A 22,945-nucleotide genomic window follows, 5' to 3' on the forward strand; every position below is an offset into this window, starting at 1 on the left:
AGCAGTCATGAATCCGGCCATTGCCGCCCGCCAGGGCATCATTTCGTTGAAGATCAAGGACACGGCGTCGCTCTACAACGCCTATATGCCTTATCTGAAGAACGGTGGCCTGTTCGCCCCCACGGCCCAGAAATACTCGCTGGGCGACGAGGTGGTGCTGCTGATCAACCTCACCGATGAGGGCGAGCGCCTCTCCGTGGCCGGCAAGGTGGTCTGGGTCACGCCCATTGGCGCGCAGGGCAATCGCACGGCTGGCATCGGTGTTCAGTTCAACGAATCGACCGACGGCGAAGTGGCGCGCACACGCATCGAGAACATCCTCGCTGGCCTGACCGGTTCCGAGCGTCCCACGCACACCATGTAAGACCTTGGTCGCAATGGCTTGCGAGGCCATGCCGAGCGGCTTCACCAAAGCCCTGCAAATCGGCCGGCAAATAGCCGTCAAGGCTTGTTGTTGTTAAGCGCACTGATACAATGTCGCGATCCCTCGATTCAGATCGAGGGAAGTCGGACGCTCGCTGCCCCCAATGCACGTGATCGTGGCGCCTAGCCCTTGGCCTTTGCGGGCCATGCCGAACCCAAGTTCCGCGGACCGTTTCCCCGACGGTCACTGATGCGCCAATGACGGCGCGGAGGTACGTGTCACCGTGCTTGCCGAATACTGGCCCATTCTGCTCTTCATCGGCGTTGCCGCCGGCCTAGGCGTGGTCCTGCTGGTCATTGGCCTCCTGGCCGGCCCGCGTCGACCCGAGTCGGAGAAGCTCTCGCCGTACGAGTGCGGCTTCGAAGCCTTCGAAGACGCGCGCATGCGTTTCGACGTGCGCTATTACCTGCTGGCGATCCTCTTCATCATCTTCGATCTGGAAATCGCCTTCCTGTTTCCGTGGGCCGTGGTGTTTCAGAAGATCGGCCTTGTCGCCCTGATCGAGATGGCGCTGTTCCTGCTGCTGCTGGTCATCGGTTTTGCTTACGTGTGGAAGAAGGGTGCACTCGAATGGGAATGAGCGATTCCATTAGCCGGGTGATGCACAACCCGCAGCCGCTGAACCTGGTGGACGATCTTTTGCGCCCGGCCGAAGACAATCCGGTCATGCAGCGCGGCTTCGCCACCGCCCGCATCGATGATCTGATGAACTGGGCGCGCACCGGCTCGATGTGGCCGATGACGTTTGGTCTCGCCTGCTGCGCCGTGGAAATGATGCACGCGGGCGCTGCGCGTCTGGACCTTGACCGCTACGGCGTCGTCTTCCGTCCCAGCCCGCGCCAGTCCGACGTGATGATCGTGGCCGGCACGCTGGTCAACAAGATGGCGCCGGCGCTGCGCAAGGTCTACGACCAGATGCCCGACCCCAAGTGGGTCATTTCCATGGGTAGCTGCGCCAACGGCGGCGGTTACTACCACTACTCGTATTCCGTGGTGCGTGGCTGCGACCGCATCGTGCCGGTGGACATCTACGTGCCGGGCTGCCCGCCGACGGCCGAAGCGTTGATCCACGGCATCCTGCAGTTGCAGAAGAAGATCCGCCGTACCAACACCATCGCGCGTTCCTGACAAAGGCGCAGTTGAGCATGACTGATACCTCTTTCAACTCGCTGGCCGAGCGCCTTGCCGCGCGATTCGGCGACATGCTGACGATCAGCGTGGTCCGCAATGAAGTCACCGCCGAAGTGGCCGCCACCGACCTGCTCGCGGTGGCCACCGCGTTGCGTGACGAGGCACCGTTCCGCTTCGGCGTGCCGATCGACGTCTGCGGCATCGACTACCTCGGCTACGGCCAGACCGAGTGGGACACCGAAACCGTGTCCGGCACCGGCTTCTCGCGTGGCGTGGAAGGCGAGGCGATGGGTCGCTTCAAGTGGGCCGACCGTCCGCATGCCGAATCGTCGCCGCGCCGCTTCGCCTCGATCGTGCACATCCTGTCGCTGGAGAACAACCAGCGCCTGCGCCTGCGCGTGTTCTGCGACGACGATTCGCTGCCGATCGTGCCTTCGCTCACCGGCATCTGGCCGGGCGTGAACTGGTTCGAGCGCGAGTCGTTCGACCTGTACGGCATCATCTACGACGGCCACCCGGACCTGCGCCGCATCCTTACCGACTACGGCTTCGTGGGTCATCCGTTCCGCAAGGACTTCCCGCTGATCGGCAACGTCGAAGTGCGCTACGACCCCGAGCAGAAGCGCGTGGTGTACGAACCCGTGTCGATCGAACCGCGCGTGCTGGTGCCGCGCGTCATCCGTGACGACGCCGACCTGCTGCAGGCCAAGGCCGAAGCGGCCGATAACTGGCGGAACAACTGATCATGCAAGAGATCCGCAACTACACGATGAACTTCGGCCCGCAGCATCCCGCTGCGCACGGCGTGCTGCGCCTGGTGCTGGAGATGGACGGCGAAACCATCGTCCGCGCCGATCCGCACGTGGGCCTGCTCCACCGCGGCACGGAAAAGCTGGCCGAGTCCAAGCCGTTCAACCAGTCGATCGGTTACATGGATCGACTCGACTACGTGTCGATGATGTGCAACGAGCACGCCTACGTGCGCGCCATCGAAACCCTGCTGGGTATCGAGGTGCCGGAGCGTGCGCAGTACATCCGCACCATGTTCGACGAGATCACCCGCATCCTGAACCACTTGATGTGGATCGGCTCCAACGCGCTCGACCTGGGCGCGATGGCGGTATTCCTCTACGCGTTCCGCGAACGCGAAGAGCTGATGGACGTCTATGAGGCCGTATCGGGCGCGCGCATGCACGCCACGTACTACCGCCCGGGCGGCGTCTACCGCGACCTGCCGAACCACATGTCGCAGTACCGCGAGTCGCCCTGGCACAAGGGCAACGACCTCAAGCGCCTCAACAGCTGGCGCGAAGGTTCCATGCTCGACTACCTGGAAGCGTTCACCAGCGACTTCCCGACCAAGGTCGACGAGTACGAGGAACTGCTCACCAACAACCGCATCTGGAAGCAGCGCACCGTCGGCATCGGCGTGATTCCGCCGGAAAAGGCCCAGGCTTGGGGCATGACGGGCGTGATGCTGCGCGGCTCGGGCATCGAATGGGACCTGCGCAAGAAGCAGCCGTACGCCAAGTACGCCGAGGTGGATTTCGACATCCCGGTGGGCGTGGGCGGCGACTGCTACGACCGTTACCTGGTGCGCGTCGAAGAAATGCGCCAGTCCAACCGCATCATCCAGCAGTGCGTGAAGTGGCTGAAGGCCAACCCCGGCCCGGTCATCGTGCAGAACTACAAGGTCGCTCCGCCTCATCGTGAAAACATGAAGGAGGACATGGAAGCGCTGATCCACCACTTCAAGCTCTTCACCGAAGGCTACGGCGTGCCGGCAGGCGAGACGTACGCAGCGGTGGAAGCGCCGAAGGGCGAGTTCGGCTGCTACCTCGTGTCCGACGGCGCGAACAAGCCGTTCCGCGTGCACCTGCGCGCGCCAGGCTTTGCCCACCTTTCCTCGATGGATGCCATCGTGCGCGGCCACATGCTGGCTGACGTGGTGGCGATGATCGGTACTTATGACCTCGTGTTCGGCGAAGTCGATCGCTGAGCCCACGGGAGCCAACACATGAAAGCCACCGGAAATTACGAGCAGGTCAAGAACGTCGACCCGCTCGTCGTACTCAACGAACACACTCGTCATCACATCGAGGAGTGGGTTGCCCGTTTTCCGCCGGACCGCAAGCGTTCGGCGCTGATCCAGGCGCTGTTTGCCGCGCAGGAGCAGAACCACGGCTTCCTCACCGATGAGTTGATCACCGCCGTTGCCAAGTACCTCGACTTGCCCGCCGTGTGGGCGTACGAGGTGGCCAGCTTCTACTCGATGCTCGAGACGAAGCCGGTGGGCCGCAACAACGTCGCCATCTGCACCAACGTCTCGTGCTGGCTCAACGGCGCCGACGACCTGGTGAAGCACTGCGAGCAGAAGCTCGGCATCAAGCTGGGCGAAAGCACGGCTGATGGCCGCGTGTATCTGAAGCGCGAAGAAGAATGCATCGCCGCCTGCGCCAGCGCGCCGGCGATGACCGTCAATGGTCACTACCACGAGCGTCTCTCGATCCAGAAGATCGACGAGATTCTCGACGGTCTCAAGTAAGGGCAGGGCGCAATGGCTTACGGACCCGCACCCCAAGAACATCAGGTCGTCTACACCACGCTGCATTTCGACAAGCCGTGGGCGATGGACAGCTACACCCAGGTCGGCGGTTATGAAGCGTGGAAGAAAATCCTCGCCGAGAAGCCCGACCCGACCACGCTGATCGACGAGATCAAGAAGAGCAACCTGCGCGGCCGCGGCGGCGCAGGCTTCCCGACCGGCCTGAAGTGGTCCTTCATGCCCAAGGGCACCATGCAGAAGTACATCCTCTGCAACTCCGACGAATCGGAGCCGGGCACCTGCAAGGACCGCGACATCCTGCGCTTCAACCCGCATGCGGTGATCGAAGGCATGGCGATCGCGTGCTATTGCACCGGTTCCACGGTGGCCTACAACTACCTGCGTGGCGAATTCCATCACGAGCCGTTCGAGCATTTCGAAGAGGCACTGAAGGAAGCGTATGCTGCCGGCCTGCTGGGCAAGAACATCCAGGGCACCGGCCTCGACGTGGACATCTATGGCGCGCTCGGCGCCGGCGCGTACATCTGCGGCGAAGAAACCGCGCTGATGGAATCGCTGGAAGGCAAGAAGGGCCAGCCGCGCTTCAAGCCGCCGTTCCCGGCCAACTTCGGCCTGTACGGCAAGCCCAGCACGATCAACAACACCGAAACCTATGCCTCGGTGCCGGCCATCCTGCGCAAGGGTGCGGACTGGTTCCTGGCGCAGAGCAAGACCAAGAACGGCGGCCCGAAGATCTTCTCGGTCTCCGGTTGCGTGCAGAAGGGCGGCAACTTCGAGGTGCCGCTGGGCACCACCTTCGACGAGCTGCTGGAAATGGCCGGTGGCCTGCGTCCGGGCCGTACGCTGAAGGGTGCGATTCCCGGCGGCGTGTCGATGCCGGTACTGCGCGCCGAACAGCTGAAGGGCCTGCCGTTCGACTACGACACCTTGCGTGACCTCAAGACGGGCCTCGGCTCGGGCGCCATCGTGGTGCTCGACGATACCGTCTGCACGGTGCGCTTCACCCGCCGCATCTCGCAGTTCTTCCACAAGGAAAGCTGCGGCCAGTGCACGCCGTGCCGTGAAGGCACAGGCTGGATGCACCGCGTGCTGGACCGCATCGTGGAAGGTCAGGGCACGATGGACGACCTGCATCGCCTCAAGGCCATTGCCGGCCAGATCGAAGGCCACACCATCTGCGCGTTCGGCGAAGCCGCCGCGTGGCCGGTGCAGGGCTTCCTGCGCCAGTTCTGGGATGAATTCGAGTACTACATCGTCAACGGTCGCTCCATCGTCGACGACAAGCTTGGAGCCGCCGCATGAGTGCGCAGCCCGCAGCACCCAACCTTGACCTCGTGAACATCGAGGTCGATGGCAAGCCCACGCAGATCCGCAAGGGCGCCATGATCATCGAAGCGGCGGATGCCATCGGCATCAACATTCCGCGCTTCTGCTACCACCGCAAGCTTCCCATCGCCGCCAACTGCCGCATGTGTCTGGTGGAAGTGGAAATGGGCGGCAAGCCCATGCCCAAGCCGCAGCCGGCCTGCGCCACGCCGGTGGCCGAAGGCATGAAGGTCACCACGCGCTCCGACTCCGCCCTGAAGTTCCAGAAGGACGTGATGGAGTTCCTGCTGATCAACCACCCGCTGGATTGCCCGATCTGCGATCAGGGCGGCGAGTGCGAACTGCAGGACGTTGCGCTGGGCTACGGCCGCAGCGTGTCGCGCTACACCGAACGCAAGCGCACCATCGCCGACGAAAACCTCGGCCCGCTGGTCGCCACCGAGATGACGCGCTGCATCCAGTGCACGCGCTGCGTGCGCTTCACCAGCGAAATCGCCGGCACGTACGAACTCGGCGGCATGAGCCGCGGCGACAACCTGCAGATCGGCACGTATATCGGCAAGACCATCGAGACGGAACTATCGGGCAACATCATCGACGTCTGCCCGGTGGGCGCGCTCACCAACAAGCCGTTCCAGTTCCAGGCGCGCGCCTGGGAGCTGATCGCCAAGCCGTCCGTGGCCTATCACGATGCGCTCGGTTCCAACCTGTGGCTGCACACGCGCCGCGGTGAGGTGCTGCGCACGGTGCCGCGCGACAACGAATCGATCAACGAGTGCTGGCTCTCCGACCGCGACCGCTACAGCCATCAGGGCCTGTACGCCGCCGATCGCGTGGGCGCACCGCAGGTCAAGCGCAACGGCCAGTGGGTCACCACTACGTGGGACGACGCCCTCGGTGCCGCCGCCGAAGCACTGAAGACGGTACCGGGCAGCGACCTGGGCGTGCTGGTGCATCCGGCCACCACCAACGAAGAAGGCGACCTGCTGGTGCGCCTGGCGCGTGGCCTGGGCAGTGCGCACATCGATCACCGCGTGCGTCAGCTCGACTTCGCCGACAACGCGATTGCGACGCCGTTCGCCAAGCCGGTGGCCGAGCTGGACAAGGTGAAGGCCGCGCTGCTGGTCGGCTCGGACCTGCGCCACGAAATGCCGCTGCTCAATCACCGCATCCACCAGGCGGTGAAGAAGGGCGCCAAGGTCTACGCCGTCAATCCGGCCAGCTTCAACTTCAACTATCGTCTGGCAGGCGAAGCCATCGTGGCGCCGCAAGCGCTGGTCGATGCGCTGCTGTCGCTGGCCAAGGGCGTGGTCGAAGCCGGCGCCACCGCACCCGCCGCACTGGCCGATGCCATCCATGGCGCGTCGTGCGATGAGGGCGACAAGGACGCGATTGCCGATCTGAAGAGCGGCAACGCGGTAGTCATCCTCGGCGAAGCCGCCGTCACGCATCCGCAGGCCTCATGGCTGCGCGCCGTGGCGAAGTTCATCGCCGAGGCGACGGGCGCGGGTTACAACGAACTGCCGGTGGGTGCGAACGCCGTGGGCCTGGGCCGCGTCGGCGTGCTGCCGGGCAATGGCGGCCTCGATGCGCAGGCGATGCTCTCGCAGTCGCGCAAGGCCTATGTGCTGTACGGCGTCGAGCCGCAGGACGTGGCCGATGGCGCAGCGTTCCTGAAGGCGCTCAAGGGCGCACAGAAGGTGGTCGCGTTCACTGCCTATGCCAACGCAGCGCTGCGCGACGTGGCCGATGTGATCCTGCCGATCGCCTTGCTGCCGGAAAACGACGGCACGCTGGTGAACGTCGATGGCCTCTCGCAGAGCGTGGCGGCCGGTGCCAAGGCGCCGGGCGATGCACGTCCGGGCTGGAAGGTGCTGCGTGCGCTCGGTGGCGTGATGAACATCGCGGGCTTCGAGTTCGACGACCTCGCCGGTCTGCGCGAAGGCATCAACGAGCGTGCGCATCAGCCGCGCGCCGAACTGGCCTCGCGTCCTGCCGCCGGTGGCGTCACCCGCCTGGCGACCTGGCCGATCTACCGCACCGATGCCGTGCTTCGCCGCGCCACCGCGCTCAGCAAGCATCCGCTCAACCGCGCGCCGGCTGTCCGCGTCAATGCGGATGAAGCCAAGCGCCTGGGTCTGGAGCAGGGCAGTGCGGTGCGCGTTGCCGACGCCATGCTGCCGCTGGTGATCGATGTGACCGTGCCTGATGGTGCGGCTTGGATCGAAGCCGCACACGAAGACACCGTCTCGCTGCCGCCTTACGGCGCAGCCCTCACCCTGAGCAAGGCGTAAGCACATGGGCGAACAGATTTTCAACCAGGTGGTGATGCCGGTCATCTACATCCTGTGCATCGTTCTGCCGTTGGTGATCACGGTGGCGCTGTACGTGTGGTGGGAGCGCAAGGTGCTCGGCTGGATGCACGTGCGCATGGGACCCAACAAGGTCGGTCCCTTCGGCCTGCTGCAGGCCTTCGCGGACGTCACCAAGCTGCTCATCAAGGAAGTGATTCTTCCGACCAGCGCGAACAGGACGCTGTACTACCTGGCGCCGTTGATCGCATTGGTGCCGGCGCTTGCGGCCTGGGCGGTGATTCCGTTCAACGACAAGCTGGTGCTGGCCAACGTCAACGCGGGCCTGCTGTACCTGCTGGCGATGACCTCGCTGGGCGTGTACGGCATCATCCTCGCCGGTTGGGCGTCCAATTCGCGCTACGCGCTGCTGGGTGCGATGCGTTCGGCTGCGCAGGTGATCTCGTACGAACTGGCCATGGGCCTGTGCCTGGTCTGCGTGCTGGTGCTGGCCGGTTCGCTGAATCTCACCGACATCGTGCATGCGCAGGCCGGCAGCAAGGGCATCTTCGACTGGTTCATGTGGCCGTTGCTGCCGGTGTTCGTCGTCTACTTCATCTCGGGCGTGGCCGAAACCAACCGCGCACCGTTCGACGTGGCGGAAGGCGAGTCGGAAATCGTCGCGGGTTTCCACGTGGAGTATTCGGGCTCGGCGTTCGCGCTGTTCTTCCTGGCCGAGTACGCCAACATGATCCTAGTCAGCTTCCTGGCCTCGATCCTGTTCTGCGGCGGCTGGTTGTCGATTTTCCCGGCTTCCTGGGGCCTCATCGGACAGCCGAGCATCCTGTGGCTGTTCGTCAAGGTGTTCGTCTTCGCGTTCCTCTTCCTGTGGTTCCGCGCCAGCTTCCCGCGCTACCGCTACGACCAGATCATGCGTCTGGGCTGGAAGGTCTTCATCCCCATCGCCATCGCATGGGTTCTCGTCGCCGGCTGCATGAAGTACTTCGGCTGGGTCACTGTCGGCACGGGAGGCTAAGGAAAACATGTCCCGCGTAACTCACTATTTCAAGAGCCTGCTGCTCATCGAGCTGTTCAAGGGCTTGGGCCTGACCATGCGTTACATGTTCAGCCCGAAGTACACGATGCGCTACCCGATGGAGCACATCCCCAAGTCCAACCGTTTCCGTGGCCTGCATGCGCTGCGTCGCTACGCCAACGGCGAAGAGCGTTGCATCGCGTGCAAGCTGTGCGAGGCAGTGTGCCCGGCGCTCGCCATCACCATCGACTCCGCCCCGCGCGAGAGCGACGGCCAGCGCCGCACCACGCGTTACGACATCGACCTGTTCAAGTGCATCTTCTGTGGTTTCTGCGAAGAGAGCTGCCCGGTCGACTCCATCGTCGAAACGCATATCCACGAGTACCACTTCGAGCAGCGTGGCGAGAACGTGGTGACCAAGCCGCAGCTGCTCGCCATCGGCGACCGCTTCGAGCAGGACATCGCGGCCGCCCGCGCTCAAGACGCCGCGTATCGCTGAGGACGGGACATCATGATTGATTCGAACATGTTCCAACTCGTGTGCTTCTACGCCTTCGCGGCGGTCACCGTGGTGGCTGCGCTCGGCGTGATCACGCTGCGCAACTCGGTGCACGCCGTGCTGTCGCTGGTGCTCACCTTCTTCAGCACCGCCTGCATCTGGCTGCTGGCTGAAGCCGAATTCCTCGCCATCGCCCTCATCGTGGTCTACGTGGGCGCGGTGATGGTGCTGTTCCTGTTCGTGGTGATGATGCTGGACATCAAGCAGGAGCAGGTGAGGGAAGGCTTCATCAAGTACCTGCCGGTGGGCATCATCGTGGCCCTGGTCATGCTGGGCGAAATGCTCGGGCTGATCGGCGTGCGCGCGATGCACCAGGCGGTGATGGGCGCCGATCCGGCCGCTGCTGCCGGCATGTCCAACACCGCATGGCTGGGCAACGCGCTCTATACGCAGTTCCTGCTGCCGTTCGAAATCGCTGCGTTGATCCTGACGGTGGGCGTGGTGGCGGCCGTGGTGCTGACCCTGCGTCAACGCACCGGCGTGCGTCACCAGCAGGCATCGCAACAGGTTCGCGTCAATGCACGTGACCGCGTGCGCGTGGTGAAGATGGCGGCGGAAGTGGCCGCACCGACCCAGCCGGCACCGGGCAAGGAGACCACCCCATGATCACGCTTTCGCACTTCATCGTGCTCGGCGCCGTGCTGTTCTGCATCGCGCTGGCCAGTCTCTTCATCAACCGCAAGAACGTGATCGTTCTGCTGATGTCGATCGAGCTGATGCTCCTGGCGGTGAACATCAACTTCGTCGCGTTCTCCCGTTTCCTGGGCGACGTGGCGGGGCAGGTGTTCGTGTTCTTCATCCTCACCGTGGCTGCGGCGGAAACCGCCATCGGCCTGGCGATCCTGGTCCTGCTGTTCCGCAACCGCAGCACCATCAACGTCGCCGAAATCGACAGCATGAAGGGCTGACCCGATGGAATTGTCTACCTCCATTCTGCTGACCATCGCCCTGGCACCGCTCGTCGGTTGCCTGCTGGCGGGCTTCCTTGGTCGCTTCCTTGGTCGCGCGGGTTCGCACACCGTCACCATCCTCGGTGTGGCGATCGCCTGCGGCCTCTCGTTCTACGTGCTGTACCAGCTCACCGCGGGCGGTGCACCGGTCTACAACCAGAACATCTACACCTGGTTCGACATCGGCAACTACAGCGCCCACGTCGGCTTCATGATCGATCGCCTCACCGGCATGATGATGGTGGTGGTGACCTTCGTGTCGCTGCTGGTGCACGTGTACACCATCGGCTACATGGCCGACGATCCGGGCTACCAGCGCTTCTTCAGCTACATCTCGCTGTTCACCTTCTCGATGTTGATGCTCGTGATGAGCAACAACTTCATGCAGCTGTTCTTCGGCTGGGAAGCGGTGGGCCTGGTGTCGTACCTGCTGATCGGCTTCTGGTACAAGCGCCCGACGGCGATCTTCGCCAACCTCAAGGCGTTCCTGGTCAACCGCGTGGGTGACTTCGGCTTCCTGCTGGGCATTGCCGGCGTGCTGTATTTCCTGGGCACGCTCGATTACGCCACCGCGTTTGCCGCCGCACCGAAGCTGGCGGGCCTGACCTTGCAGATCACCCAGAACACGCACTGGGATGCCGCCACCGTCATCTGCATCTGCCTGTTCATCGGTGCCATGGGCAAGTCCGCCCAGGTGCCGCTGCACGTGTGGCTGCCCGATTCGATGGAAGGCCCCACCCCGATCTCGGCACTGATCCACGCCGCGACCATGGTGACCGCCGGCATCTTCATGGTGGCGCGCATGTCGCCCATCTTCGAGCTGTCGGAAACCGCGCTCAGCTTCGTGATGATCATCGGTGCCACCGGTGCGCTGTTCACGGGTCTGATCGGCATCGTGCAGAACGACATCAAGCGCGTGGTCGCGTACTCCACGCTGTCGCAGCTGGGCTACATGACGGTGGCGCTGGGCGTGTCGGCCTATGCCGGCGCCGTGTTCCACCTGATGACGCATGCGTTCTTCAAGGCGCTGCTGTTCCTGGGTGCGGGCTCGGTGATCATCGCCATGCACCATGAGCAGGACATGCGCTACATGGGCGGCCTGCGCAAGTACATGCCGATCACCTGGATCACCATGTGGATCGGTTCGCTGGCGCTGTGCGGCGTGCCGTTCTTCGCGGGCTTCTATTCGAAGGACGCGATCATCGAGGCGGTGGGCGAGTCCCATCGCGCCGGTGCCACCTACGCCTACTTCTGCGTGATGGCCGGTGCCTTCGTCACCGCGCTGTACACCTTCCGCCAGATGTACCTGACGTTCCACGGCAAGGAGCGCTTCGTGGTGGTGCACGATCATGGCCACGGTCATGCGCACGGCCACGACGATCATGCCCACGCGGAACACGACGAGCACCATCACGTCTCGCACAAGGATGACCATGGCCATCACGAGCCGGGCATCATGCACGAGACGCCGAAGGAGTCGCCGTGGGTGGTGACGCTGCCGCTGATCCTGCTGGCCATCCCGTCGCTGCTGATCGGTTTCTTCACGGTGGGGCCGGCGCTGTTCGGCGAATGGTTCGGTTCGGCCATCCATGTGAATGAGGCGAACAACGTGCTGGGCGAAGTCGGCAAGGAGTTCCACGGCGCGCTGCCGATGGCGCTGCATGGCTTCTTCCAGCTGCCGTTCCTGCTGGTGCTGACCGCGTTTGCGATCCAGACCTACATCTACCTGTTCAATCCGGCCCTCGCCGAACGCATCAAGAATGCGCTCAAGCCGATCTACAACCTGTTGAACCACAAGTACTGGTTCGACGCGGTGTATTTCATCGTCTTCGCACGCGGCGGCATGGCCCTGGGCCGCGCCCTGTGGAAGGGCGGCGATGCCGCGCTCATCGACGGTGTGATGGTCAATGGTTCGGCGGGTCTGGTCGATCGCATCGCCGGTGGCGTGCGTCGCCTGCAGTCCGGTTATCTCTATCACTACGCCTTCGCGATGATCCTTGGCCTAATCCTGCTGCTCGGCGGGTATTGGCTGGTCGGGCAATAAGGGAACCTGCTCCATGTTCAATCATTTGCTCAGCCTGCTGATCTGGCTCCCCGTGGTGGGCGCCATCCCCGTGCTGCTCGCCGGGTCCGGACGTCCCAACGCCGCGCGCTGGATCGCGCTGGCGGTGGCCGTCATCACCTTCGTGCTCAGCCTTTACATGCTGCCGATGTACAACGCGGCGGACACCACCAAGCAGCTCGCCGAAAGCCATGTGTGGATCGCCTCGCTGGGCGTCCACTACAACCTGGCCGTCGACGGTATTTCCGTGGCCCTGATCCTGCTGACCTCGTTCGTCGGCATCCTGGTGATCGTGGGCGCATGGGAGGTCATCCAGACCAACCCGCACCAGTACATGGCTGCCATGCTGGTGCTCGAAGGCCTGATGATCGGCGTGTTCTGCGCCACCGACGCGTTGCTGTTCTACGTGTTCTTCGAAGCCATGCTGATCCCGATGTTCATCCTCATCGGTGTCTGGGGCGGTCCGCGTCGTGTGTACGCGACGCTGAAGTTCTTCATCTACACGTTCTTCGGCTCCATCTTCATGCTGGTGGGCCTGATCTACCTGTACCTGAAGGCGGGCTCGTTCGACCTGGCCACGCTGGCCGCGCTGCCGCTCAGCATGAAGGAGCAGACCTGGCTGTTCTTCGCTTTCCTCATCGCCTTTGCGGTGAAGGTGCCGATGGTGCCGGTGCATACATGGTTGCCGGACGCCCACGTGGAAGCTCCCACCGGCGGTTCGGTGGTGCTGGCCGCGGTGATGCTGAAGATCGGTGGCTACGGTTTCCTGCGCTTCTCGCTGCCGATCACGCCGGACGCCGCCGATGCGTACGCCTGGCTGGTGATCACCCTGAGCCTGATTGCCGTGGTGTACATCGGCTACGTGGCCCTGGTGCAGGAGGACATGAAGAAGCTGGTGGCGTATTCGTCCGTGGCGCACATGGGCTTCGTCACCCTGGGCATCTTCATCGCCTTCATGCTGGTGCGCGGTTCCAACAACCTGGATGCCGCCAAGCTGGGCATGCAGGGCGCGATGGTGCAGATGATTTCGCACGGCTTCATTTCGGGCGCGATGTTCTCGTGCATTGGCGTGCTGTATGACCGCCTGCATACGCGCCAGATCAAGGACTACGGCGGCGTCATCAACGTGATGCCGTGGTTCGGCTTCTTCTACGTGCTGTTCGCCATGGCCAACACGGGCATGCCGGGCACCAGCGGTTTCGTGGGCGAGTTCCAGGTGATTCTGGCTGCCTTCCAGGCCAGCCCGTGGATCGCGCTGTTCGCCGCCTTCACCCTGATCATCAGCGCGGCCTACACGCTGTACATGGTCAAGCGCGTGATGTGGGGCGACATCACCAATCCGCATGTGGCCGAGATGAAGGACATCAACGGCCGCGAGTGGTTCGTGCTGACCGCGTTCGCCGCCGCCACGCTGGTGTTGGGCATCTGGCCGCAACCGCTGATCCATTTGATGGATTCGTCGGTGACGCAGCTGGTGACCCAGCTTGCCAACCACAAGATCTAAGCAGGACCGATCATGCCGAATTTCAATGACATTCTGATCCTGTTGCCGGAGTTCTATCTGGTGGCGGCGGCGTGCTTGCTGCTGTTGCTGGATGCCTTCATGAAGCCCGAGCAGCGACCGATGCTGCACTGGCTGTCGATCCTCGTGCTGCTGGTGGGCGTCTACCTGGTCGTGGCCGGCCAGCCGAGCCAGGCGGTTACTGCCTTCAATGGCATGTTCATTCGCGACGGCGTTTCGGAGATCCTCAAGGTCTTCGCGTTGCTGAGCACGATCCTGGTGTTCGTCTACGCCAAGCCCTACCTGCAGGACCGCAAGCTGTTCGTGGGCGAGTTCTACACGCTGACCATCTTCGCGGTGATCGGCATCATGCTGCTGGTGTCGGCCGGCAACCTGATCATGGTGTACCTGGGCCTGGAGCTGCTGACGCTGTCGTCGTATGCGCTGGTCGCGCTCAACCGTGATTCGCGCCTGTCGTCCGAAGCCGCCATCAAGTACTTCGTGCTGGGCGCGCTGGCCTCGGGCATGCTGCTGTACGGCATGTCGATGGTCTACGGCGCCACCGGCACGCTGGACCTGGCGCACCTGCACATGGCCGCCACGCAGACGGCCATGCCGCACCTGCTGGTGTTCGGCCTGATCTTCATGATCGTGGGCATCGGCTTCAAGCTGGGCGCGGCGCCGTTCCACATGTGGATCCCCGATGTGTACCAGGGCTCGCCCACGGCGGTGACCATCTTCATCGGTTCCGCACCGAAGCTGGCGGCGTTCGGCATGGCGTATCGCCTGCTGGCGTCGGGCCTGGGCGACCTGTCCCACCATTGGCAGCTCATGCTGGCCTGCCTTGCGGTGCTGTCGCTGGCGATCGGCAACATCGTGGCCATCGTGCAGAGCAACCTGAAGCGTCTGCTCGCGTACTCGACCATTTCGCACATGGGCTATCTGCTGGTCGGCCTGGTCAACGCCGGTCCGGAAGGCTATGCCTCGTCGCTGTTCTATGCGATCAGCTACGCGATCACCAGCGCCGCGGCGTTCGGCGTGATCCTGGCGCTGGCGCGCGCCGGCTTCGAGTGCGAGGAGATCGACGATCTCAAGGGCCTCAACCAGCGTTCGCCGTGGGCCGCGTTCCTGATGATGCTGGTGATGTTCTCGCTGGCTGGCGTGCCGCCGCTATTCGGCTTCTTCGGCAAGCTGCTGGTGTTCCAGGCCGCCATCCACGCAGGCTTCCTGTGGCTGGCCATCGTGGGCGCCGTGTTCGCCATCATCGGTCTCTACTACTACCTGCGCGTCGTGAAGGTGATGTACTTCGACAAGCCGGTGGAGGGCACCGAGGTGAGCCTGCAGAAGGACGTCTCGGTGCGCCTGGTACTGTCGTTGAACGTGCTGGCGCTGCTGGTGCTGGGCATCGTCTGGGGCCCACTGTTCGGTTGGTGCCAGAGCGTTTTCGTCGGCTGATAGCCGGTTGATTTTCGGGCGTGACGGCCGCATTTACGTCACGCTTTCTTGTCAGTGATGTGAAATTAATTAGCGAAAAGGCTTGCAAGAATTCGGCCATCTCGCTAATCTTTGCGGACTCTGATGCGGGGTGGAGCAGTCTGGCAGCTCGTCGGGCTCATAACCCGAAGGTCGTAGGTTCGAATCCTACCCCCGCTACCAGATCTTTCTTAGAACAAGAAAGCCTCCTCGTGAGGCTTTTTTGTTGGGCGCAAGGAAGCGTCGCACGTGCGTCACAAGCCGCTTAGATGCTGGCTGCGCCCAAGGTGCCCCGAAAGAGTCTGGATGGGTCGGGACATCGGCGAGACGCTCTTTTTGGAGAGCATGGAATGGGCCGCTTGAGCCCATTTTTTGTTTCTGGCGATTGGTAACGGTAAAAAATCATGGATACGCAGGCACTGGCTCAACGCTTTACGGAAGTTCTGGCCGATCTCGGCCTGGAATGCATCGGCGTGGAGTTCACCCCGTCGCAGGGGCAGAGTACCCTGCGTGTCTTCCTCGACGTCGAGGGCCGCGAAGTCAACGTCGAAGACTGCGAAGCGGCCAGCCGTGAAATCTCGGCGATGCTCGACGTGGAAGATCCGATTCCGGGGCATTACGTGTTGGAAGTTTCCTCGCCGGGCATCGATCGCCCGCTGTTCACCGCGGCGCAGTTCGCCAAGGTGGCAGGCACGGAAGTGAAGATTTTGCTCAAGGCGCCCCTGGAAGGACGTCGCCGCTTGCGCGGCAAAGTGATGTCGGTCGAAGGCGAGCGGATCTCGCTGGAAGCCGAAGGCAAGGCCTTTGAGTTCGACCATGACGCCGTGGAAAGCGCGCGCGTGGTGCCCGACTGGGTGGCGCTCGGTTATGTGCCGCAGCCCAAGCCGGGAAAGAAGCCGGGCAAGAAGGCCACGAAGTAAATCAATCGAAACCGATGGGGCGCCGGCGGCGTCTACGGAGTTGCTGCAATGAGCAAAGAACTTTTGCTGGTGGTTGACGCGGTTGCCAATGAAAAAGGCGTGCCGCGTGAAGTGATTTTCCAGGCGATGGAAGCCGCACTCGCGTCCGCCGCCAAGAAGCGCTATCCGGATGAAGATCCGGACATCCGCGTGGTCATCGATCGTCACACCGGCGACTACGAAACCTTCCGTCGCTGGGAAATCATCGCGGACGACGGTGAGATGGAATCGCCGTACCACCAGGTGCGCCTGATGGACGCCGTCGACGAGCGCGAAGGCGCCGAAGTCGGCGAGTACATCGAGACGCAGATCGAGAACGCCGAATTCGGCCGCATCGCCGCACAGGCCGCCAAGCAGGTGATCGTGCAGCGCGTGCGCGAAGCCGAGCGCATGCAGGTGGTCGACGCCTTCCGCGAGCGCGTGGGCGAGCTGGTCACCGGCATCGTCAAGCGCGTCGAGCGCGGCAACGTGTATCTCGACCTGGGCAGCAACGCCGAAGCCTTCATCCCGCGCGACAAGACCATTCCGCGCGAATCGGCCCGCGTCGGCGACCGCGTCCGCGGCTACCTCTACGAAGTGCGTTCGGAAGCCCGCGGCCCGCAGCTGTTCGTGTCGCGCGCCGCGCCGGAATTCATGATCGAGCTGTTCAAGCTCGAAGTGCCGGAAGTGGGCCAGGGCCTGGTCGAGATCAAGGGCTGCGCCCGCGATCCGGGCGACCGCGCCAAGATCGCCGTGGTGGCGCACGATTCGCGCACCGATCCCATCGGCGCCTGCATCGGCATGCGCGGTTCGCGTGTGCAGGCCGTGTCCAACGAGCTCAATGGCGAGCGCGTGGACATCATCCTGTGGCACGAGAACCAGGCGCAGTACGTCATCAATGCGATGGCGCCGGCCGAAGTGCAGTCCATCATCATGGACGAAGAGAAGCACTCCATGGACATCGCCGTGGCCGAGGACAAGCTGTCCCAGGCCATCGGTCGCGGTGGCCAGAACGTGCGCCTCGCCAGCAAGCTCACCGGCTGGCAGCTCAACGTGATGACGCAGGACCAGGTCGCCGCCAAGAGCGAGGCCGAACAGGAAACCGCACGCCAGCTGTTCATGGAAAAGCTGGAAGTGGATCAGGAGATCGCCAACATCCTCGTGCAGGAAGGCTTCTCCAGCGTCGAAGAAATCGCCTATGTGCCGAGCGCCGAGCTGCTGGCCGTGGAAGGCTTCGACGAAGACATTGTTGAAGAGCTCCGCGCCCGCGCCCGCGACGCGCTGCTCACTGAAGCGCTGGCCGTGGAAGAGGGCATCGACGAGCACCAGCCGTCCGATGAACTCCTGCACTTGCCGGGCATGGACGAGGCCACCGCATTTGCGCTGGCTTCGCGTGAAATTGTCTCGGTGGACGATCTGGCCGACCTCGCGGTTGATGACCTGATCGACATCGATGGCATGGACGAGGAACGCGCTGCGGCGCTGATCATGGCAGCACGCGCGCCGATGATCGCTCGTCTGGAGAAAGGTGGCTAACCGCGGGCGGCAGCGCTCGGGATGAGCGCGCCGAGGAAGGCTGAGATGCCTTCCACCAGGGATGGGTTGGCTGTGCAGGCGAAGCCGCACGGACGTTAAGCGCGGGAACGGCGGAGAAAGAACACGATGTCGGACGTAACGATCAAACAACTTGCCAAGGTACTTGGCATGCCGGTGGACAGGCTGCTTGGGCAGCTGGCCGAGGCCGGCATGAAATTCTCCGATCCGGAGCAGATCATCAGCAGCACCGAGAAGGTGAAGCTGCTGGGCTTTCTGCGCCGTACCCACGGCAAAACCGAGATCAGTCCCGCGGAAGCGGACGACAGCTCGCCGCGCCAGATCACCCTCAAGCGTCGCAAGGTCAGCGAACTGAAAGTCGCCACCCCGGGCGGCCGCGGTGCCGCGGCCAGCGCCAAGACGGTCAACGTCGAAGTGCGCGCCAAGCGCACCTACGTCAAGCGCAGCGTCATCGCCGAAGAAGCGGGCAATGACGTCGAGCGCGAAGACGCCGTGCGCAAGCTGCAGGAATCGCAGACGCAGCGCGATCACGAGGAAACCGAGCGCCTGGAAGCGGATCGCCGCCGCCAGGAAGAAGCTCAGCAGCGCGCCGAAGAAGCCCAGCGCCAGCGCGAAGCCGAAGAAGAACAGCGTCGCCAGCAAGCCGAGGCTGAGGCCGCCGCGCGCGCGCAGGAGCAGCAGGAAAGCCAGGCCACGGCCGAAGCTCCGGCGCCTGCCGAAGTCGAGTCCGCCGAGCCGGTCAGCGCCGCTCCTGCCGAAAAGCAGGCGCCGGTGGAACAGCCGGTGCAGCGCATCGATCACAGCTCGCTGGGCATGATCGTGCCGACCATCCATGAACCGCGTCGCCGCGAGAAGAAAGTGGTGGTCGTGGCCGCTCCGGCCCCGGCGCCGGCTCCGGCGGCTCCTGCCGCGGGTGCGGCTCGTCCCGCTCCCGGTGCGGCTCGCCCCGCCGGTGCCGCAGGCGCCGCCCCGGGTGCTGCGGGTGCCGCTGCGCCGGCCGGCAGCAACAACAAGACCCGTTATGCCCGCGAGCGCGAGGAAGGCCCCGGCGGCAAGCGTTTCGTGGCTGGCGAGCTGCATTTGAGCGACGCCGATCGCGCGCGCCGCTCCAACAATAAGCGCGGCAAGCCAGGCCGTGGTCCGAGCCGTGACGTCTCGCGTTCGAGCTCGCCCGCGTCCAGCGGTCCACACGGCTTCACCCGTCCCACCGCTGCGGTGGTGCGTGAGGTCGTGATCGGTGATGCCAACGTGGTGGCCGATCTGGCCAACAAGATGGCGGTCAAGGGTTCGGAAGTGGTCAAGGCCCTCTTCAAGATGGGCGTGATGGCCACCATCAACCAGACCATCGACCACGACACCGCGGTGCTGGTGGTGGAAGAACTCGGCCACACGCCGGTGGCGGCAAGCGACAACAACGCCGAAGCCGCGCTGGCTGCGCACACGCAGAACGCCGAACTCGAGGGCGAGAAGAAGCCGCGTCCGCCGGTGGTCACCATCATGGGCCACGTCGATCACGGCAAGACCTCGACGCTCGACTATATCCGCCGCACCAAGGTCGCCTCGGGCGAAGCCGGTGGCATTACCCAGCACATCGGTGCGTACCACGTGGAAACGCCCAAGGGCGTCATCACGTTCCTGGATACCCCAGGCCACGCGGCGTTCACCTCGATGCGTGCCCGCGGCGCCCAGTCCACCGATATCGTGGTGCTGGTGGTCGCGGCCGACGACGGCGTCATGCCGCAGACGGCCGAAGCCGTGAAGCATGCGCGTGCCGCCAACGTGCCGCTCATTGTCGCCCTCAACAAGATGGACAAGGCGGACGCCAATCCGGACCACGTCAAGCAGGGTCTCGGCAACCTGGAAGTGATTCCGGAAGAGTGGGGTGGCGACACGCCGTTCGTGCCGATCTCGGCCAAGACCGGCATGGGCATCGACGATTTGCTCGACGCCATTTCGGTGCAGGCCGAAGTGATGGAACTGACCGCCGTGGAAGACGGCCCCGCCTCGGGCGTGGTGATCGAATCGAGCCTCGACCGCGGTCGCGGTCCGGTGGCGACGGTGCTGGTGCAGCAGGGCACGCTCAAGCGCGGCGACTTCGTCGTCTGCGGCATCGAGTACGGCCGCATGCGTGCGCTGATCGACGAGAACGGCAAGACCGTGCAGGAAGCCGGCCCGTCCATTCCCGTGCAGGTGCTGGGCTTGTCCGGCGTGCCGGAAGCCGGCGACGACTTCGTGGTGGTGGCTGACGAACGCCTCGCCCGTGAAGTGGCCGCCGAGCGCCAGCTCAAGCGTCGCGAAACGCGCATGGTCAGCAAGGCCAACCGCCTTGAAGACATCATGGCGCAGATGGCGCAGGGTGCCGAGCAGCAGACGCTCAACATCCTGGTCAAGGCCGACGTGCAGGGTTCGGTGCAGGCACTGCGCGAGTCGCTGAGCGCGATCGGCAACGAGAACGTGAAGGTCAACGTGATCGCGGCCGGCGTCGGCGGCATCACCGAATCCGACGCCACGCTCGCCGCCGCTTCCAAGGCGCTGGTGATCGGCTTCAACGTCCGTGCGGATGCCTCGGCACGCAAGGTCATTGATACGTCGGGTCTGGACGTCCGTTACTTCTCGATCATCTACGACGTGATCGACCAGGTGAAGCAGGCCGCTTCCGGCCTTCTGGGCAAGGAAGTGCGCGAAGAGATCATCGGCGTGGCGCAGGTCCGCGAGGTGTTCCGCAGCTCCAAGTTCGGCGCGGTGGCCGGTTGCATGGTCATCGAAGGCACGGTCAAGCGCAGCAAGCCGATCCGCGTGCTCCGCGACAACACCGTGGTCTTCCAGGGCGAACTGGAATCGCTGCGTCGCTTCAAGGACCTCGTCGACGAAGTGCGCAACGGCATGGAGTGCGGTATCGCCGTGAAGCAGTACAACGACGTCAAGGTCGGCGACCAGATCGAGTGCTTCGAGCGTATCGAGGTTGCCCGCACGCTGTAACGGTGGCCGGTCCGTGAATCGGGCCGTCACCTCAGTGGTGGTTTTATCGGCGGGCGGTGTGGATACCCACATCGCTCGCTTTGTTTTTCGGGACCCGCGATGGCAGTGGGTACATATTGAAAAGTGCGGCCCTGGATGGCTGCGTTTTGACCTTCGCGTTCACGGATGAGCGCAAAAAAAGAGGAGAGCGTCATGCCTTCACGCGATTTCAAGCGCACCGACCGCGTCGGCGCCGAGCTGCGCCGCGAACTGGGCCTGCTGGTCCATGCCGCCGTGCGCGACCACGGCCTGCCGTTGATGAGCGTGTCGGACGTGGAAGTCACCCGCGATCTCGACTGGGCCACGGTGTGGATCACGGCCTTGCAGCCGGAGCGTTCCGCCGAGGCGATGAAAGCGCTGAAAGAGTTGGCGGTGGAATTTCGCCGCGAGCTGTCCCGTTCCATGCGCCTGCGCCGCGTGCCGGAGCTGCGCTTCAAGTACGACGACTCGGTCGACAAGGGCGAGCGTATCGAGACCCTGCTGCGGCAGGAAGCTGCGCGTATGCCGGCTGCTGATGAGGATGGTGAAGGCGACGACGAAGGCGAGAAGGGCTGAGCATCAGTTCGATCCTAGCCTCGACGTCCATCACCCCTCACCGTCATTCCGGCGAAAGCCGGAATCCAGCGCCTTTGGCTCTTGGGTGGCACATAAAAGGCACTGGATTCCGGCTTTCGCCGGAATGACAGTGAGGGAAAATCAGGCCTTGTCGGGACTTCCCTAAAAGGCTCCAAACACACCAATCCCATGAAGCGCAAGATCCGTTTCCGCGACCTGCACGGCATCGTCCTGCTGGACAAACCCCTGGGCCTGAGCTCCAACGCGGCTTTGCAGGTCGTACGCAAAGGTATTTTCCGGGCGGAGAAGGGCGGCCATACCGGCGCTCTGGACCCGCTGGCCACGGGCCTGCTGCCGTTGTGCTTCGGTGAAGCCACCAAGCTGGCCGGCATGTTGCTTGGTTCGCGCAAGGCCTACCTGGCGGAATGCCGCCTGGGCGCCACCACCACCACCGCGGATCTCGAAGGGGAGATCGTGCTGGAGCGGCCAGTGCCGTCTCTCTCCGACGCCGACATCGAAGCCTCGCTGGCCAAGTTGCGCGGACGCATCACCCAGGTACCGCCCGTGTATTCAGCCATCAAGATCGATGGCGAGCCGCTGTATGTGAAAGCCCGGCGCGGCGAGGCGGTGGATGTGCCTTCACGTGAGGTCGAGGTCTACCGGCTGGACGTGGTGTCGCGCACCGAAAACAGCCTCACGCTTTACATCGAATGCGGCTCGGGCACCTATGTGCGCAGCCTTGCCGTTGATCTCGGCGAAGACCTTGGTTGTGGCGCCCATCTGACGGCGCTGCGCCGGCTTTGGGTCGAGCCATTCCGCGAGCCGGCCATGGTGACGGTGGAGCAGCTGCAGTCAGCGCTGGAGCTGGGCGACGACGCGCTTCTGCCAATGTTGCTGCCGGTTTCCGCGGCCCTGGCCGATCTGCCCGCCATGCACCTGGACGCCGCACAGAGCCTGGCCGTCTCACAGGGGCAGCAGATTCCGGTGGACCCGGCCCTGGGCGGCCGGCATGCCGTGTTCGCCGACGACGGCCGCCTGCTCATCCTGGGCGAGGCGGTGGACGGAAAGCTGTGCATCGTGCGCGGTTTTAACCTGTCGGCGGATGCCCGGGATAAACGGCAACTATGACGGTCTTGTTGTCACAGGGCTCCGGTCGTTACAATACGGAGCTTGTTCCAGAGTTTTCATTCATCTAGGCGAAGCTTGCGCAACGTCATGGCGTGACGTTGCGCAAGCTTCGCACCCGTTTTTTTAGGAAGATCTAACATGTCCCTTACCGCAGAACAGACCGGCAAGATCATCGCTGACTTTGGCCGCGTGCCGAACGACACGGGTTCGCCGGAAGTGCAGGTCGCCCTGCTGTCGGCCCGCATCGACCACCTCACCGACCATTTCAAGGCCCACAAGCAGGATCACCATTCCCGCCGCGGCCTGCTGAAGCTGGTCAACCAGCGCAAGCGTCTGCTTGCCTACCTGAAGGATCGTGACCTGGCTCGCTACCAGGGCCTCATCGAGCGCCTCGGCCTCCGTCGCTAAGTGTTGATGTTCGCGTTCGTTGGTG

At 63.8% G+C, this 22,945-nt stretch carries 21 protein-coding genes and 1 tRNA gene; all 22 read left to right on the forward strand.

Annotation, left to right across the window (positions count from 1 at the left end; translation table 11 throughout):
* Positions 1 to 7: 7 nt before the first annotated feature.
* The 22 genes from ABIC75_RS19465 to rpsO all read left to right on the forward strand — a co-directional run bounded on the left by ABIC75_RS19465 (position 8) and on the right by rpsO (position 22,920).
* Positions 8 to 364 carry a PilZ domain-containing protein gene (locus ABIC75_RS19465; protein WP_354015555.1) on the forward strand — a complete coding sequence of 119 codons (357 nt, stop codon included), beginning with the start codon at positions 8 to 10 and terminating at the stop codon, positions 362 to 364.
* 283 nt (positions 365 to 647) lie between these two features.
* The gene (locus ABIC75_RS19470; protein WP_354015556.1) at positions 648 to 1,004 is read left to right on the forward strand and encodes an NADH-quinone oxidoreductase subunit A; all 357 of its coding nucleotides are present in this window, start codon (positions 648 to 650) and stop codon (positions 1,002 to 1,004) included.
* Positions 995 to 1,552 carry a NuoB/complex I 20 kDa subunit family protein gene (locus ABIC75_RS19475; RefSeq protein WP_436407951.1) on the forward strand — a complete coding sequence of 186 codons (558 nt, stop codon included), beginning with the start codon at positions 995 to 997 and terminating at the stop codon, positions 1,550 to 1,552. Before ABIC75_RS19470 ends, ABIC75_RS19475 begins: the two co-directional genes overlap by 10 nt.
* Positions 1,553 to 1,569: 17 nt before the next feature.
* Positions 1,570 to 2,298 carry an NADH-quinone oxidoreductase subunit C gene (locus ABIC75_RS19480; RefSeq protein ID WP_354015558.1) on the forward strand — a complete coding sequence of 243 codons (729 nt, stop codon included), beginning with the start codon at positions 1,570 to 1,572 and terminating at the stop codon, positions 2,296 to 2,298.
* Positions 2,299 to 2,300: 2 nt separating this feature from the next.
* Positions 2,301 to 3,554 carry an NADH-quinone oxidoreductase subunit D gene (locus ABIC75_RS19485; RefSeq protein ID WP_354015559.1) on the forward strand — a complete coding sequence of 418 codons (1,254 nt, stop codon included), beginning with the start codon at positions 2,301 to 2,303 and terminating at the stop codon, positions 3,552 to 3,554.
* 18 nt (positions 3,555 to 3,572) lie between these two features.
* On the forward strand, positions 3,573 to 4,100 hold the full coding sequence (nuoE, locus tag ABIC75_RS19490) for an NADH-quinone oxidoreductase subunit NuoE (RefSeq protein ID WP_354015560.1): 528 nt from the start codon (positions 3,573 to 3,575) through the stop codon (positions 4,098 to 4,100).
* Positions 4,101 to 4,112: 12 nt separating this feature from the next.
* The gene (nuoF, locus tag ABIC75_RS19495) at positions 4,113 to 5,423 is read left to right on the forward strand and encodes an NADH-quinone oxidoreductase subunit NuoF (protein ID WP_354015561.1); all 1,311 of its coding nucleotides are present in this window, start codon (positions 4,113 to 4,115) and stop codon (positions 5,421 to 5,423) included.
* On the forward strand, positions 5,420 to 7,741 hold the full coding sequence (nuoG, locus tag ABIC75_RS19500; RefSeq protein ID WP_354015562.1) for an NADH-quinone oxidoreductase subunit NuoG: 2,322 nt from the start codon (positions 5,420 to 5,422) through the stop codon (positions 7,739 to 7,741). The genes nuoF and nuoG overlap by 4 nt, the downstream gene beginning before the upstream one ends.
* A 4-nt stretch (positions 7,742 to 7,745) precedes the next feature.
* Entirely contained in the window at positions 7,746 to 8,774 is a 1,029-nt protein-coding gene (gene nuoH / locus ABIC75_RS19505; RefSeq protein ID WP_354015563.1) for an NADH-quinone oxidoreductase subunit NuoH, read from the forward strand.
* Between the two features lie 7 nt (positions 8,775 to 8,781).
* Positions 8,782 to 9,273 (forward strand): NADH-quinone oxidoreductase subunit NuoI, encoded by a 492-nt coding sequence (gene nuoI, locus ABIC75_RS19510; RefSeq protein ID WP_046970163.1) that lies wholly within the window; start codon positions 8,782 to 8,784, stop codon positions 9,271 to 9,273.
* A 12-nt stretch (positions 9,274 to 9,285) separates the two neighbouring features.
* Positions 9,286 to 9,939, forward strand: a complete 654-nt coding sequence (locus tag ABIC75_RS19515; RefSeq protein WP_354015564.1) for an NADH-quinone oxidoreductase subunit J — start codon at positions 9,286 to 9,288, stop codon at positions 9,937 to 9,939.
* A complete protein-coding gene (gene nuoK / locus ABIC75_RS19520) occupies positions 9,936 to 10,241 on the forward strand; it encodes an NADH-quinone oxidoreductase subunit NuoK (protein ID WP_046970165.1) in 306 nt (101 codons plus the stop codon). Before ABIC75_RS19515 ends, nuoK begins: the two co-directional genes overlap by 4 nt.
* A 4-nt stretch (positions 10,242 to 10,245) precedes the next feature.
* Entirely contained in the window at positions 10,246 to 12,327 is a 2,082-nt protein-coding gene (gene nuoL, locus ABIC75_RS19525; protein WP_354015565.1) for an NADH-quinone oxidoreductase subunit L, read from the forward strand.
* Positions 12,328 to 12,340: 13 nt separating this feature from the next.
* Positions 12,341 to 13,849 carry an NADH-quinone oxidoreductase subunit M gene (locus ABIC75_RS19530; RefSeq protein WP_354015566.1) on the forward strand — a complete coding sequence of 503 codons (1,509 nt, stop codon included), beginning with the start codon at positions 12,341 to 12,343 and terminating at the stop codon, positions 13,847 to 13,849.
* Between the two features lie 12 nt (positions 13,850 to 13,861).
* Positions 13,862 to 15,301 carry an NADH-quinone oxidoreductase subunit NuoN gene (gene nuoN / locus ABIC75_RS19535; protein ID WP_354015567.1) on the forward strand — a complete coding sequence of 480 codons (1,440 nt, stop codon included), beginning with the start codon at positions 13,862 to 13,864 and terminating at the stop codon, positions 15,299 to 15,301.
* A gap of 124 nt (positions 15,302 to 15,425) precedes the next feature.
* Positions 15,426 to 15,502: transfer RNA gene (locus ABIC75_RS19540), tRNA-Met, on the forward strand.
* A gap of 221 nt (positions 15,503 to 15,723) precedes the next feature.
* Positions 15,724 to 16,239 carry a ribosome maturation factor RimP gene (gene rimP, locus ABIC75_RS19545; RefSeq protein WP_354015568.1) on the forward strand — a complete coding sequence of 172 codons (516 nt, stop codon included), beginning with the start codon at positions 15,724 to 15,726 and terminating at the stop codon, positions 16,237 to 16,239.
* Between the two features lie 48 nt (positions 16,240 to 16,287).
* The gene (nusA, locus tag ABIC75_RS19550; RefSeq protein ID WP_354015569.1) at positions 16,288 to 17,793 is read left to right on the forward strand and encodes a transcription termination factor NusA; all 1,506 of its coding nucleotides are present in this window, start codon (positions 16,288 to 16,290) and stop codon (positions 17,791 to 17,793) included.
* 126 nt (positions 17,794 to 17,919) lie between these two features.
* Complete coding sequence (infB, locus tag ABIC75_RS19555; protein WP_354015570.1) at positions 17,920 to 20,790, forward strand: translation initiation factor IF-2; 2,871 nt, start codon at positions 17,920 to 17,922, stop codon at positions 20,788 to 20,790.
* A gap of 192 nt (positions 20,791 to 20,982) precedes the next feature.
* Positions 20,983 to 21,384, forward strand: coding sequence for a 30S ribosome-binding factor RbfA (rbfA, locus tag ABIC75_RS19560; protein WP_354015571.1), 402 nt, complete (start codon positions 20,983 to 20,985; stop codon positions 21,382 to 21,384).
* A 189-nt stretch (positions 21,385 to 21,573) separates the two neighbouring features.
* Entirely contained in the window at positions 21,574 to 22,512 is a 939-nt protein-coding gene (truB, locus tag ABIC75_RS19565) for a tRNA pseudouridine(55) synthase TruB (protein WP_354015572.1), read from the forward strand.
* 138 nt (positions 22,513 to 22,650) lie between these two features.
* Positions 22,651 to 22,920, forward strand: coding sequence for a 30S ribosomal protein S15 (gene rpsO / locus ABIC75_RS19570; RefSeq protein ID WP_019464706.1), 270 nt, complete (start codon positions 22,651 to 22,653; stop codon positions 22,918 to 22,920).
* Positions 22,921 to 22,945: the final 25 nt, after the last annotated feature.

Origin of the sequence: Dyella japonica (assembly GCF_040545895.1) — a bacterium.
In the GTDB taxonomy this organism is placed as follows: domain Bacteria; phylum Pseudomonadota; class Gammaproteobacteria; order Xanthomonadales; family Rhodanobacteraceae; genus Dyella; species Dyella japonica_D.

Bases quoted from the DNA above. Each gene is read 5' to 3' on its own strand.
- nuoI (WP_046970163.1), top strand. From the start codon at position 8,782: ATGTCCCGCGTAACTCACTATTTCAAGAGCCTGCTGCTCATCGAGCTG.
- ABIC75_RS19515 (WP_354015564.1), top strand. From the start codon at position 9,286: ATGATTGATTCGAACATGTTCCAACTCGTGTGCTTCTACGCCTTCGCG.
- nuoN (WP_354015567.1), top strand. From the start codon at position 13,862: ATGCCGAATTTCAATGACATTCTGATCCTGTTGCCGGAGTTCTATCTG.
- nuoH (WP_354015563.1), top strand. From the start codon at position 7,746: ATGGGCGAACAGATTTTCAACCAGGTGGTGATGCCGGTCATCTACATC.
- nuoE (WP_354015560.1), top strand. From the start codon at position 3,573: ATGAAAGCCACCGGAAATTACGAGCAGGTCAAGAACGTCGACCCGCTC.
- truB (WP_354015572.1), top strand. From the start codon at position 21,574: ATGAAGCGCAAGATCCGTTTCCGCGACCTGCACGGCATCGTCCTGCTG.
- nuoL (WP_354015565.1), top strand. From the start codon at position 10,246: ATGGAATTGTCTACCTCCATTCTGCTGACCATCGCCCTGGCACCGCTC.
- infB (WP_354015570.1), top strand. From the start codon at position 17,920: ATGTCGGACGTAACGATCAAACAACTTGCCAAGGTACTTGGCATGCCG.
- rimP (WP_354015568.1), top strand. From the start codon at position 15,724: ATGGATACGCAGGCACTGGCTCAACGCTTTACGGAAGTTCTGGCCGAT.
- nusA (WP_354015569.1), top strand. From the start codon at position 16,288: ATGAGCAAAGAACTTTTGCTGGTGGTTGACGCGGTTGCCAATGAAAAA.
- nuoK (WP_046970165.1), top strand. From the start codon at position 9,936: ATGATCACGCTTTCGCACTTCATCGTGCTCGGCGCCGTGCTGTTCTGC.
- rbfA (WP_354015571.1), top strand. From the start codon at position 20,983: ATGCCTTCACGCGATTTCAAGCGCACCGACCGCGTCGGCGCCGAGCTG.
- ABIC75_RS19480 (WP_354015558.1), top strand. From the start codon at position 1,570: ATGACTGATACCTCTTTCAACTCGCTGGCCGAGCGCCTTGCCGCGCGA.
- ABIC75_RS19465 (WP_354015555.1), top strand. From the start codon at position 8: ATGAATCCGGCCATTGCCGCCCGCCAGGGCATCATTTCGTTGAAGATC.
- ABIC75_RS19530 (WP_354015566.1), top strand. From the start codon at position 12,341: ATGTTCAATCATTTGCTCAGCCTGCTGATCTGGCTCCCCGTGGTGGGC.
- nuoF (WP_354015561.1), top strand. From the start codon at position 4,113: ATGGCTTACGGACCCGCACCCCAAGAACATCAGGTCGTCTACACCACG.
- nuoG (WP_354015562.1), top strand. From the start codon at position 5,420: ATGAGTGCGCAGCCCGCAGCACCCAACCTTGACCTCGTGAACATCGAG.
- rpsO (WP_019464706.1), top strand. From the start codon at position 22,651: ATGTCCCTTACCGCAGAACAGACCGGCAAGATCATCGCTGACTTTGGC.
- ABIC75_RS19485 (WP_354015559.1), top strand. From the start codon at position 2,301: ATGCAAGAGATCCGCAACTACACGATGAACTTCGGCCCGCAGCATCCC.
- ABIC75_RS19475 (WP_436407951.1), top strand. From the start codon at position 995: ATGGGAATGAGCGATTCCATTAGCCGGGTGATGCACAACCCGCAGCCG.